Raw genomic sequence first — 11,791 nt, forward strand, 5'->3', positions numbered from 1 at the left:
CTGATCGCGGCCGCCCGTCGGCCGAGGGCCAGCGCCCCTCAGGCGCGGGCGCGGCGGGTGAAGGTGAGGTGGGTCACCCCGCTCGGGCTGCTCACCGCCTCGGTGTCGAAGCGCTCCTCCAGCCCCTCCAGCCCGGCCCAGAGCGACTCGCCCCGGCCCAGCAGGATCGGCACCACCACCACGTGCAGGTGGTCGACGAGGTCGGCCTCCAGGAAGGCCCGGACGGTGCGCGGCCCGCCGCCGATCCGGACGTCCAGGCCGCCGGCCGCCTCCCGGGCCTGCCGCAGCGCTTCCTCGGGCGAGGCGTCGAGGAAGTGGAAGACCGTCCCGCCCTCCATCTCCACGGTCGGGCGCGGGTGGTGGGTGAGCACGAAGACCGGGGTGTGGAACGGCGGGTTGGGGCCCCACCAGCCCTGCCAGTCCTCGTCCTCCCAGGGGCCGCGCTGCGGGCCGAACTTGTTGCGGCCCATGATCTCGGCGCCGATGCCCTCGGCCCAGGTGCGGGCCATCGCGTCGTCCAGTCCGGTGCCGCCGCCCTCCTGGCCGGTCATCCGCCGAAAGGTGCGGGTGCCGAAGAACCACTGGTGCAGCCGGTGGGCGGCGTGCCCGAAGGGCTGCTCCAGGTTCTGGCCCTCGCCGGTGCCGTACCCGTCGAGGGAGATCGAGAAGTTGTGGACCCGGACCAGGGACATCGTGCGCCTCCGCTGCTCGTGGCTCTCGGGCGCCCGCTCACGGCCGCCCGCTCGCGGGCCACGCTAGCGCCCGGGTACGACGGATCTGACGAACCGTCACGGAAGGGGCGCGGCGTGCCGCGGGCGGCGGCCGCGGCGGTCGGAACCCGGGGCGGAGATGGCGAAGCCGTCACGATATTGTCGTGCCTTCTTCACGAGGTGCACGCCCGGTCCGGCGATGCTGCCTCCGGCGGCGCGCACCCGCGGCCGTCGTGACCTTCCCGGGGGGACGATTCCGATGACCGTACGCCGTACCCTGGCGGGCCTGCTGGCCGCCGGCCTGCTCGCCACCGCCGCGGCCCTGGTGCCCACCGCGGCACTCGGCGCCGCCGACACCGACACCGACGACGGCACCGGGGCCCTGCCGTTCGGCTCCGCCACCACCGTCGGCCTGCACAACACCTACGAACCGGCCGCCTACCCGTACCTCGCCCAGAGCCTGGACACCGGCACCGGCATGATCGAACTCGACCTGTGGACCGACACCGTCACCCACGAGTGGAAGGTCAGCCACTCCAACCCGCTCGGCAACTCCAACAACTGCACCGCCGCCGACACCCCGGCCCAGCTCTACGGCGGCGGCACCAACAAGAACCTGGAGCACTGCCTCGACGACGTCCGGGTCTGGCTCGGCGCCCACCCGGGCGCCGGCCCGCTGGTGATCAAGCTGGAGGTGAAGGGCGGCTTCGCGGCCAACCTCGGCATGGGCCCCGACCAGCTGGACACGCTGATCGCCGCCCACCTCGGCGACGCGGTGCTGCGCCCGGCCGACGTGCTGGCCAAGCCCGGCGGCGGCTCCTACGCCACCGTCGACGAGGCCGTCCGGGCGGGCAACTGGCCGAGCCGCTCGGCCCTCGCCGGGCGGGTGCTGCTCTACGCGATCCCGGGGACGGTCGAGGAGCACAACCCCTTCGACACCCTGCACACCGACGTCGAGTACGGGCGGCACCTGCGCGACCTGGCCGCCTCCGGCCGGATCGGCCGGGCCCAGCTGTTCCCGGCCGTGCACGGCGCGGCGGGCGGCGACCCGCGCGCCAAGTACACCGGTGCCGACGCCGGGATCCGCCCCTGGTTCGTGGTCTTCGACGGCGACGCCGCCGGCTACCTGAACGGCATCGACACCGCCTGGTACGACCGCTCGCACTACCTGCTGGTGATGACCGACGCCCAGAACGTGGCGCCGAAGATCAGCGCCACCGACCCGACCGTCGACCAGGCCCGCGCCCGCACCGAGCAGCTGGCCCGGGCGCACGCGAGCATCGTGTCCAGCGACTGGCGCAGGCTCCCGGCGGTGCAGTCCCTGGTGCTGGCCCGGGGCTGACCGGTGACCGAGCGGTCGTAGGCTTCGCCCTCGTGGCGAAGACGATCGAACAACTGGTGGCCGGGCTGGCCGGGACGTACGAGGTCAGCGAGGTGTGCCTGCTGCTCGAAGCGCACCTGGAGCGCGGCGACACGGCCTTCCACGTGGAGGTCGGCGCCGCGCTGCACCGCCGTTACGGCTCGGGCTGGGCGGGTGCCGAGCACGCCTCCCTCTACGACCACGTCCTCTGGGACGTGATCAGCACGCCCGGGCGCGTGCACGTGGAGCACGCGTTCGCGCTCAAGCCCGCCGTCAGTCTGCGCCCCGGTCGGCCGCTCCACCGGACCGCCGCCGTACTGGCCGAGTACCAGCCGCTGGAGGCGCTGGCCTGGGTGTTCGAGGCCCCGGCCGGCCATCCCCGGGTGCCGGAGGAGCTGCGGGCCTGCCTGGTGCAGGAGTTGGTGCTGCGCGGCGCCCCGGTCGCGGAGCTGCCCGCGGCCCGGGCCTGGGCGGCGGCCTCGCCGTACTGGGCCGCGCACCCGCTGGCCCGGCTGCCCTGGACCCTCGACCCGATCGAGGGCGAGCCCGTCATGGCGCACTACTCCCGCGGTGCGGTGGCGTTCGGCATTCCGTACGGACTGCCGGAGGGCGAGCGGATCGCGGCGGCCGGCCGGGTGGCGGTGGAGATCGGGGCGGACGAGCCCGGGCTGACCGTGGCCCTGCGGCGCTGGGCCCGGCAGTTCAACGGACAGCTGGAGGCGGCGGTGTTCGAGGCCGAACGGCCGGTCGCGCCCGAGGAGCTCCCGGGGACGCTGGCCGGGCTCCCGCTGGACTGCATGTCCGGGGAGGGCTGCCGCGGCCCGCTGGGCGGCGTGGAGGGTGTGGACGAGGCCCACGGCGGCGCGCACGCCGCGCACCTGGCGGTCGTGCCGACCACGGCCGCCGCGGTCTGGCGCCAGCTCTTCGTCGCCGCCTCCAGCGGTGCCGGGGACGAACGCGTGTGGTCGTACGGCGGCTACGGCCGGCTGGAGGCCTGGCGCTCCCTCGCGGCGCTGGTGGGCGCGGGCCCGGAGGAGCGGGTGGCCGAGGTGGCGCGCCGGGCGGGGGAGTGCGCCTGGTACGCCTTCACCATGTGCGGGGACTGGTTCATCTGCGACGACCTGGACCTCGGCTTCGCCGTCCTGGACGCCGGGCGCCGCCGGCTCGCGGTGATCGCCGCCACGGACTACCGGGGCGGCTGACCAGCCGGTTCAAGTCATCGGCGGGTACGGTGAGTTGACCGGAGATGAAGACTCCGGACGGGGCTTCCGGGGAGCTCCCGGGTTCGCCATCCTGGGTGACATGACCCGAACTCTACGCGCGTGGAAGACCCGTGCCGCCGCCGTCGCCGTGCTCTCCCTGGCCACCCTGGCGCCCGTCGCCGTCGCCACCGAGGCGCAGGCCGCGGTGAGCGGCAAGGTGTGTGTGTCCGCCCTGCCGTCCCAGGCCCGGACCACCCTCGACCTGATCGCCAAGGGCGGGCCGTTCCCGTACTCCCAGGACGGCGTGGTGTTCACCAACAAGGAGCGCGTGCTGCCCTCCCAGCGCTCCGGCTACTACCACGAGTACACCGTGGTGACCCCGGGCGCGCCGACCCGCGGCACCCGCCGGATCGTCACCGGCCAGCGCTCGCACGAGGACTACTACACCGCCGACCACTACGCGACCTTCCGCCTGATCGACTTCGGCTGCTGACCCGACCCGTCGCCCCCCCGGGCCCCGGCCGCGCGCCGGGGCCCGCTGCCGTTCCCGCCCGTTGCCGTTGCCGTTGCTGCCTGGTGCCGTTCCCGCCCACGGCCGTTCCCGCCGACCGCCGTGCGGGGCCCGGACGATAGGGTCGGCGCTGCCCGCCCGCACCCCCTCCGGAGGATCCCGTGCCGCAGCTCCTGGTCGACCACTCGGCCGAACTCGCCCTCGACCGGGACGCCCTGGCCGCCGAACTGCACAAGACGGTCACCGAGGTGATCGACACCACGGTGGCGGAGTGCAAGACCGTGTTCCGCCCGGCCCCGCACCACACCGTCGGTGACGGCGTGAGCGGTGAGGCCGTGGTGCTGGTGGAGGTGAAGATCCTGGCCGGCCGGACCACCGCGCAGCGCGCCGAACTGACCACCCGGGTGCTCGACGTGCTGCGCTCCCACCTCTCCGTACCGACCGCGATCGGCGTGCAGGTCACCGAACTCGACCGCGACACCTACCGTTTCGTCCACCACCCGGGCCGCTGAGCGGCCGTCGGAGCTGCGCCCGCCCTCCTGCACCCGGACCGACCACGGAAGCGCCGTCCCCGCGCAAGCCCCCGCGCGCAAGCCCACCGGGCCGGTCTGCGCTACCAACCGGTCGAACACCGACGGTATCGTGACAGGGTCGTGGAGGGGGGACGCACATGGTGAAGTCAGCAGCTGGTGACGGGACGGGCGGGCCGGAGCAACCGGGGGAGCGCGCCTCGGCCATCGCCCGTCGGCTGGACCGGCTGATGGCCCGGGAGGCGACCAGATCGGGCGGCCGGCCCCCCGCCTACCGCGAACTCGCCGACCGGATCAACCGCCTGGCGGGGAGGGACGTCATCTCCCGTGACACCGTGCGCAACCTCCACCTCGGCCTGAACCAGAAGGGCCAGGCCTGCAACCCCACCGTGGACACGCTCGACTGGCTGGGCCGGGGCTTCGGCATCGACGCCGGCGCGAGCTACTTCCTGGACGACGCCAAGGCCGCCGTGGTGGACGAACAGCTCGACCAGCTGGAGCGGATCGCCGAGTTGCGGCAGGCGCTGGGCAACGACGGGGTGGTCAACCTGGTCAAGCGGGCCTCCGCGCTGTCCGACGGCAGCCTGCGGGTGCTGCTCTCGCTCGCCGACAACCTCCGCAAGCTCGAACAGGACGCGAGCAGTCAGGACGCGAGCGGCCAGGCGGCGGGTCCGACCGGCACCGGATGAGCGGGAGCACCGCACCACGCACCACCGTCCCCCGACCGGCTTCCGCCCCTCGCTCCGAAGGAACACCCCCGCCTTGGCCTTCCCCCGCGGCCTGCGCCGACGCTGCGAGCAGCGGCTCTCCGGCCTGAGCCTGCCCGCCCCGTTCACCGTCGAGGGCTTCCGCGCCGCCCTGGAGCGCGAGCGGGGACGCCGCATCGTCATGGAGCCGCTGCCCGCCCTCGGCCCCGACCTGCCCTGCGGGCTGTGGATCGCGCTGCCCAGCATCGACGTCGTCTACTACGAGGAACGCACCAGCCCCGCCCACCAGGACCTGATCAAGCTGCACGAGCTCGGCCACGTCCTGTGCGGCCACACCGGCACCCTCGAACTCTCCCGGCTCACCACGCTGCTGCCGGACCTGACGCCCGAACTCATCGCCCAACTGATGGGCGCGGGCCGCACCGGCTACCACACGGCCGAGGAGCAGGAGGCGGAGATGATCGCCCTGCTGCTCGCCGACCTGGTCGGCTCCACCACCGACCCGAGCCCGGTCTCCGACCGGCTGGCCGAGAGCCTGCTGCACCCGATACGCCAACCCCGGTGGAGGAAGTCCTGATGCGCCCGCTGTTCACCTGGCTGATGCCCTCACTGATCTGGGGCGTCGTGCTCTGGCGGGCCCCCACGGCCTTCACCACCCGGGCGAACCGGGCGCTGTGGGCGGCCTTCACGGCGATCGCCCTCGGGCTCAGCTGCCGTCCGGCCTTCGTCGAGCGGGCCCTGGGGGAGCTCACCGGCATCCGGGACGTCACCCAGCTGCTCAAGCACCTGGTCGGCATCGCCGCGGTGTACTTCCTGCTGGAGTACGTCCAGGAGGTGCGCCACCGTCCGGAGCGGCCCCGGGCCGCCCGCGCCCGGCTGCTGTCGGCGCTGGCCGCGAGCATCGTGCTGAGCCTGCTGTTCGTCTTCGCCCTCCCGCACGACGCCGACGGCGCCTTCGGCATCGACGCCCACTTCGGGGACCCGTGGGTGAAGGCCTACCTGTGCGTCTTCAACACCGCCTTCGCCCTGGCCAGCGCACGGGCGATGGTGCTGTTCTGGTCCAACCGGGCGGCCGTTCCGCGCGGGGCGCTGCGGGTGGGGATCACCTGCCTGGCCGCCGCCGGAGCGACCGGCCTGCTGTACACGCTCTACCGGTACTGGTTCACCCTCGCCATGGGCGACTCCACCCGCTTCGACGCCGCCGGGAAGCCGATCCCGCTCCAGGACACGGCCAGCGAGGTGCTGCCCGCCCTGATGCTGGTGCTGCTCGTCCTCGGCGTCACCATCCCGCCCGCCCGGACCGTGGTCGGCTACCTGCGCGACCAGTACGCGCTGTGGCGGCTGCACCCGCTCTGGGCGGACGTGGTGGCCGCCGTCCCCCAGGTGGTGCTGGGCACCCCGAGCAGCCGGCTGCGGGACGTCCTGACCGTCCGGGACCGCTCGGTCGAACTCGCCCACCGGGCCTTCGCCATCCGGGACGCCGCCCTGGTGCTGCGCGAGGACACCCAGGGCTCCGGGTGCGATCCGGCCTGCGGGGACACCCGGGCCGCCGAGTGCGTCCCGACGCCCGCCGCCTGCGAGGACCTCGCCCGGGTCGAGGCCCGCTGGCTGCGCGCCGCCGTCCGCCACCGGGCCCGCGAGCTGCCCGCCCCCACCCCGCCGGCGGCCCTCGCCGCGACCACCGGCGGCCGCACCCCGCGCGAGGAGATCGCCTGGATGCTGGCCGTGGCCGCCGCCTACCGCCGGCTCGGCGCGGACGGGCCGGCGTAGCCGCCGAAGGCGCCCTGCCGCCCAAGCTCTCCGGCCGACCGGCCAGTTGACGTACCGATGGGCCGGTCGGCGACTCTGTTCGCCGGTCGGTGCCGTACGGGAGGTGCGGTTTTCGGCTTCCGGCGATTATGATCGTCACCGCAGCGGGGGTGACCCGCCGGACCGACAGGGGGCGGGGGATGTTCAGTACGGTCGACAGCCGCGTCGGACTCCACCGGAGCCGTGACACGGGCTGGAGCTAGCGGGGGGTACGGCGGCTCTGTCCGGCCTACGGGCGTCCGGTGGCCGGGTGGCCGTACGGAGCGTTCCCGTCCCACGGGGGTGGGCTTGGTCCGTCCGGTGGACGGCCGCCCGTTCCGCCCGCGGCGCCCTCACGGGGGGGGGCGCTAGCGGGGGGTACGGCCACCGAGCCGTCGCGGGACTGAGCGCACGCGGCCCGTAGGGAAGTTGAACGCCGAAACCAGGGACTTGTCGGGGGTCCACCCGGATGCCGCACTCCGCGCCGGTGGAAAGAATCGCGCCATGAAGGCAATCCGGCGAGCAACCAGATACGCGGTGAGCTGCGCCACCGGCATGTTGATCATCCCCCTGAGCGTGTCGGCCCCGGCTGTCGCGGCACCCGCCGCGCCACCGCCGACGGCATCCAGTGCACCGACAACCCAGAGGGCGAATGGGCTGTCGCTGCCGAGGCCGACCGGACCGTACGCGGTCGGTCGCGACACCCTGCACCTCACCGACCCTCGGCGTTCCGATCCCTGGGCACCACAGTCAGGGCCACGCCAGTTGATGGTGGACCTCTACTACCCGGCCGTCGCCGACAGCGGCACACCCGCTCCGTACATGAGCACCGCCGAAGCGACGGCACTGATCAACTATGCCGGCCTGTCCGGGGCCCTTGCTCCGACCACCCTCGCCGACACCCGCACCTGGAGCCGGGCCAACGCGGCACCGGCCCGGGGCCGTTACCCGCTCGTCGTGCTGTCCCCTGGTTTCACAGTGCCCCGCTACACCCTCACCGCTCTCGCCGAGGAACTGAGCAGTCGGGGATTTGTGGTGGCGACCGTGGACCACGCCCACGAATCGGCGGCCACCCGGTTCCCCGGCGGCATCCTGGCCTGCACGGCGTGCGGCGCGTACGACGCCGGCACCATCACCCAGGCGCAGATCGCCGCCGGGCGTGCCCAGGACGTGTCCTTCCTGCTCACCGAACTCACCGGTCCGCACCCGGTGTGGCGGTACGCCCCCCTCATCAACCCCGCGCGGATCGGCATGGCCGGCCACTCCATCGGCGGCGACGCGACCCTGGCCACCATGCTCGCGGACCGACGGGTGCTGGCCGGCGCCGACCTCGACGGCTCCATCACCCCACCGGTTCCCGCGACCGGCATCGACGGTCGGCCGGTCCTGCTGATCGCGGCCGTTGACCCGAGCAGCCCGGACATCGTGCCGTCCTGGACCAGCAGTTGGCCGAATCTGAACGGTTGGAAGCGTTGGTTCACCGTCGCCGGCGCCGACCACTACACCTTCACCGACCTGGACTACCTGGTCAACGAGAGTGGCGTGCTGTCCATCCCGAACGCTCCCAGGTCGATCGCGATCACTACCAGTTATGTCAGCGCCTTCTTCGAACGCCAGCTCAAGGGGGCCTGCCGGCCGTTGCTCAACAGTCCCAGCCGGGACTTCCCCGAGGTGACCTTCACCAGTTCATGACCGGCACGGATGACAGGAACGGTCCAGGCGCTGAGCAGGCAGTCCGCCCCCGGTAGCCGCAGGCACCTTCCAAGTACACTGCCGGCCGCCAGTTCAGAGGTCGCGCGGGCGAGCATGTGCTCGTGGGCGGCGGCTCGGGCGTCGGCCCCCTGCGGTGGGTGGTCCATGCCCGACACATCAGGCTACGGACGGTGATGATGGTGTCGGCGAGATCGAAGAAGGTGTCGATGACGGCGACCTGTCGTCCGCAGCAGGGCCAGACTCTGGAAGGATCGGCGGTCGTACTGCGCGACGGCGGCGGATGTCGCCCGGTTCGCGCGGCGGTGACGGCGTTCCAGGAGCCCGGGACGGACTGAGCGCCCGCGGCCTCCCGCCCGCCCGCCTCCCGCCCGCGGCCGCGCCGAGGGGACGTACCTCAGGCGAGCAGGCGGGCCGGGAGGTACGGGGACTCGACGTGGACGGCCCAGCCCCGGCGCCGGGCGTGGCAGGCGAGGGCGAGGACGTCGAGGCTGATCGCGGCCTCGGAGTCGGTGGCGCGGTCGGCGACCGAGTGGTGGTCGCGGTGGGCTTCGAGGGCGTCGATCAGCGCCAGGTTGAAGCTGGTCTCGTCGCCCTCCACGAGCTGGGAGAAGAGGACCACCGGCGGGCCGGGGAAGCCCCACTCCTTCGTCCGCTCGGCCTCGCGCAGGGCCCGTTCGGTGGCCGGGAGCGGGTCGACGCCCCGGAAGTAGTCGTGCAGGGCGACGCGGTAGCAGGCGTACGCGGAGCGGTCGGCGGTGGAGTGGGTGGGGCCGGCGAGGACGACCGGGGCGAGGTCCTCGCGGACACCCGTGATCAGGGCGAGGTCGAGGGCGAGCTGCCAGTGGCCGGGGCCGGTGTCCTCGTCCCGGGTGGCCGGGTAGCGGACCGCGCGGCCGTCGATGGTCACCTCGGCCTCGGTGCCGGGCTCGGCGAGGGCGATGCGGAACAGCGCGGCGCCCAGTTGGGAGGCCAGGCGCAGACCGGCGAGCTGGGTGTCGGTGACGTCGGCGGACTGCGAGGCGCGGGCCCGGAGGAGGAGCACCTGCTTGCCCAGGGCGCGGGCGAGCAGGGCGACGGTGTGGCGGTCCTCGGGCCCGGGGTTGATCGCCTCCCGGGTGCGCTGCTCGTACAGTGCCTCGCTGTCGGGGTGGAGGGGGAGGGCCGGGCTCGGCCGGTCGATGCGGACGGGGCCGGCGGCGAGCCGGGCGACGGCGTCGGGGCGCCGGTCGCGGCCGAGACCCGCGACCCGGGGGCCGGGACCGGCGAAGCCGGTGACCAGGGCGTGCGGGAGGTAGTCGGTGTCGACGGCGGGGAGCCAGCCGTGGGCCCGGTGGGCGAGCGCGGCGAGGGCGAGCGGGAGCAGCGGGAGGAGGCTGCGGGGGCTGGTGCCGTCGGCGCGGTCGAGGAGGGCGAGCAGCCCGGAGTCGAAGGCCGCGCGGTCCTCCGCGGCGAGGGCGCGCAGGGTGTGGAGGGCCTGGGTGGCCTCGCTGTCCCGGTCCTCGATCCGGGCCAGTGCGGCGTCGATGGCGGCGAGCCGCTGCTCGGAGGTCGCGGCTTCGGTCGACGTGCTGTCAGTCCCTTCCTCGTTGCGGGTGCGGCCCAGGAGGTGGGCCATGAAGCCGTTGACGAGCTGGGCGGCGGAGTAGCCGCCGCCGGCGGGCATGGCCTGCCAGGTGAAGGCGAAGGCCTCGCCGTGCCGGGTGAACCGGTCGGAGAGGATCGCGAGGCAGAGCGCGTCGAGCCAGTGCCGGGGGAGGACGAGGCTGCGCCGTACGCCCCCGTCCGCCTCCTCGGGGTCGTAGCTCATCCCGAAGTTCGGGTAGTCGAGGAACACCTGGAAGCCGTCGTACGCGTAGTACGCGGCGAAGGCGATGGCGCCGGCGGCGGCCTCGGTGGCGTCCTTGAGGACGGCCCGGGCCTCCGGGGTGTCGAGGGCGGGGGAGTCGGCGGAGAGCGCGCCGAGGTGGTCGAGGAACTCGTCGGCGATCAGCCGCCATTCGGTGGCGGTCATCAGATCGGCGCGTGCGTACGAGTGGACCATCCGTCCGATCCGGTCGGTGAATCCCTCGCGGGCCGCCGAGACCGCCGCTCCGTCCACCTGGTGACGTTCGATCCGCACAGTGCTGCTCCTTGATCCCTTGCTCGGCCGTCAGCCTAGACGTGGGGTCCGACAGTGCGCGGTGCGGGGTCGATGGCGGCCGCCCAGTTTCAAACGATGTTTGAAAATGATCGTGAGCGCGCTAGTGTCGTGATCGGCGGCAGCGGATCGCGTCGTCGGCGGAGGCCCGGGATCCGCCTGCCACAGGGGAGTTGACGGCCGGTCGCACCGGGCCCGCCGATCGAGCCGGGTCCACCGCCGCCGCCGTGCACCGCCCATGAAGCACCCATGAACCACTGCGACCGCGAGGACGGCAGCACCCTGCTGGGCACCGGCACCCTCGCCCCCGGCGGCGGCGCCCACTGCGCCCAGGCCCGGGTCGCCTTCGCCGACCTGCTGCCCGGCAGCCACACGATCACCGCGCAGTACGGCGGCGACGGGAACTTCCTGGCGGGCGGGCCGGAGACCGTCACCGAGACGGTGACCTGCGCCAACGTGGTCACCGGTGACGTCCGCGGCGGCGTGGAGGCGACCGCGCCGAGCACCTGCGTCATCGGCGCCACCGTGCACGGCACGGTCCACGGCGCGGCCGACGGGGCCCTGTTCATCGGCGGCTCCACGGTCTTCGGCAGTGTGCACTCGGCGAACGGGACGCTCTTCGGCCTGTGCGGCACCACCGTCACCGGCACGCTGGAGGTGGACGGCGCGAGCGGGTTCGTGGTCGTCGGCGACCCCGCGGACGACGGCTGCGCCGGCAACCGGGTCAACGGCTCCGTCCACCTCGGCGACAACCACGCGGGCGCCGAACTGATCGCCAACCGGATCGGCGGCACGGTCGAGGTCGACGGCACCACCGGCACCGGCCCCTTCCCCGAGGACAACCGGGCCGAGATCGAGGGCAACACCATCGGCGGCTCCCTCCTCTGCGTCGGCAACACGCCGCCCCCGACCAACGGCGGCAACCCGAACACCGTCGGCGGCTCGCGCGCAGGTCAGTGCGCCAACCTCTGAACCGACGGCTCGACCCGAGGGGCCCGGCAGCGGCGTCGCCCACGCCCCTGCCGGGCCCCCCACGTCGGGGGCCCCTCGCCGCAGCCGCCCGGGCACCGCGTGGCGGTGGGGCGGTGGGTCGGTAGGCCGGTGGGCCGGTCGGCCGGTCGGTCAGTGGGGCA

Annotated in this window: 11 protein-coding genes; 9 read left to right on the plus strand and 2 right to left on the minus strand. The window is 73.9% G+C overall.

Annotated features, from left to right (window positions below; genetic code table 11):
- Positions 1 to 38: 38 nt before the first annotated feature.
- On the minus strand, positions 39 to 692 hold the full coding sequence (locus ACFV8H_RS40265) for a dihydrofolate reductase family protein (protein WP_380409587.1): 654 nt from the start codon (positions 690 to 692) through the stop codon (positions 39 to 41).
- A gap of 277 nt (positions 693 to 969) precedes the next feature.
- On the opposite strand from ACFV8H_RS40265, the gene ACFV8H_RS40270 reads away from it, so the two are divergent.
- The 8 genes from ACFV8H_RS40270 to ACFV8H_RS40305 all read left to right on the plus strand — a co-directional run bounded on the left by ACFV8H_RS40270 (position 970) and on the right by ACFV8H_RS40305 (position 8,500).
- A complete protein-coding gene (locus ACFV8H_RS40270; protein WP_380409589.1) occupies positions 970 to 2,052 on the plus strand; it encodes a phosphatidylinositol-specific phospholipase C domain-containing protein in 1,083 nt (360 codons plus the stop codon).
- 32 nt (positions 2,053 to 2,084) lie between these two features.
- On the plus strand, positions 2,085 to 3,272 hold the full coding sequence (locus ACFV8H_RS40275) for a DUF6183 family protein (RefSeq protein WP_380409591.1): 1,188 nt from the start codon (positions 2,085 to 2,087) through the stop codon (positions 3,270 to 3,272).
- Between the two features lie 100 nt (positions 3,273 to 3,372).
- The gene (locus tag ACFV8H_RS40280) at positions 3,373 to 3,765 is read left to right on the plus strand and encodes a ribonuclease domain-containing protein (protein ID WP_380409593.1); all 393 of its coding nucleotides are present in this window, start codon (positions 3,373 to 3,375) and stop codon (positions 3,763 to 3,765) included.
- Positions 3,766 to 3,944: 179 nt separating this feature from the next.
- Positions 3,945 to 4,295: a 5-carboxymethyl-2-hydroxymuconate Delta-isomerase gene (locus tag ACFV8H_RS40285; RefSeq protein WP_380409595.1), complete on the plus strand. Its 351-nt coding sequence runs from the start codon at positions 3,945 to 3,947 to the stop codon at positions 4,293 to 4,295.
- Between the two features lie 158 nt (positions 4,296 to 4,453).
- On the plus strand, positions 4,454 to 5,002 hold the full coding sequence (locus tag ACFV8H_RS40290; RefSeq protein ID WP_380409597.1) for a hypothetical protein: 549 nt from the start codon (positions 4,454 to 4,456) through the stop codon (positions 5,000 to 5,002).
- A gap of 73 nt (positions 5,003 to 5,075) precedes the next feature.
- Positions 5,076 to 5,597: a hypothetical protein gene (locus ACFV8H_RS40295; RefSeq protein WP_380409599.1), complete on the plus strand. Its 522-nt coding sequence runs from the start codon at positions 5,076 to 5,078 to the stop codon at positions 5,595 to 5,597.
- Complete coding sequence (locus ACFV8H_RS40300) at positions 5,582 to 6,790, plus strand: MAB_1171c family putative transporter (RefSeq protein ID WP_380409601.1); 1,209 nt, start codon at positions 5,582 to 5,584, stop codon at positions 6,788 to 6,790. The genes ACFV8H_RS40295 and ACFV8H_RS40300 overlap by 16 nt, the downstream gene beginning before the upstream one ends.
- Positions 6,791 to 7,363: 573 nt before the next feature.
- Positions 7,364 to 8,500, plus strand: a complete 1,137-nt coding sequence (locus ACFV8H_RS40305; RefSeq protein WP_380409606.1) for an alpha/beta hydrolase family protein — start codon at positions 7,364 to 7,366, stop codon at positions 8,498 to 8,500.
- A gap of 415 nt (positions 8,501 to 8,915) precedes the next feature.
- Here the strand turns inward: ACFV8H_RS40305 and ACFV8H_RS40310 are convergent, their stop codons facing one another.
- Complete coding sequence (locus tag ACFV8H_RS40310; RefSeq protein ID WP_380409602.1) at positions 8,916 to 10,640, minus strand: Imm49 family immunity protein; 1,725 nt, start codon at positions 10,638 to 10,640, stop codon at positions 8,916 to 8,918.
- A gap of 267 nt (positions 10,641 to 10,907) precedes the next feature.
- Here ACFV8H_RS40310 and ACFV8H_RS40315 point away from each other — a divergent pair, with 267 nt between their 5' ends.
- Complete coding sequence (locus ACFV8H_RS40315) at positions 10,908 to 11,630, plus strand: Ig-like domain-containing protein (RefSeq protein ID WP_380409604.1); 723 nt, start codon at positions 10,908 to 10,910, stop codon at positions 11,628 to 11,630.
- Positions 11,631 to 11,791 lie beyond the last annotated feature (161 nt).

This window comes from Kitasatospora sp. NPDC059827 (assembly GCF_042731675.1).
Taxonomy (GTDB): Bacteria; Actinomycetota; Actinomycetes; order Streptomycetales; family Streptomycetaceae; genus Kitasatospora.

Bases quoted from the DNA above. Each gene is read 5' to 3' on its own strand.
- ACFV8H_RS40315 (WP_380409604.1), top strand. From the start codon at position 10,908: ATGAACCACTGCGACCGCGAGGACGGCAGCACCCTGCTGGGCACCGGC.
- ACFV8H_RS40290 (WP_380409597.1), top strand. From the start codon at position 4,454: ATGGTGAAGTCAGCAGCTGGTGACGGGACGGGCGGGCCGGAGCAACCG.
- ACFV8H_RS40265 (WP_380409587.1), bottom strand. From the start codon at position 692: ATGTCCCTGGTCCGGGTCCACAACTTCTCGATCTCCCTCGACGGGTAC.
- ACFV8H_RS40305 (WP_380409606.1), top strand. From the start codon at position 7,364: ATGTTGATCATCCCCCTGAGCGTGTCGGCCCCGGCTGTCGCGGCACCC.
- ACFV8H_RS40280 (WP_380409593.1), top strand. From the start codon at position 3,373: ATGACCCGAACTCTACGCGCGTGGAAGACCCGTGCCGCCGCCGTCGCC.
- ACFV8H_RS40270 (WP_380409589.1), top strand. From the start codon at position 970: ATGACCGTACGCCGTACCCTGGCGGGCCTGCTGGCCGCCGGCCTGCTC.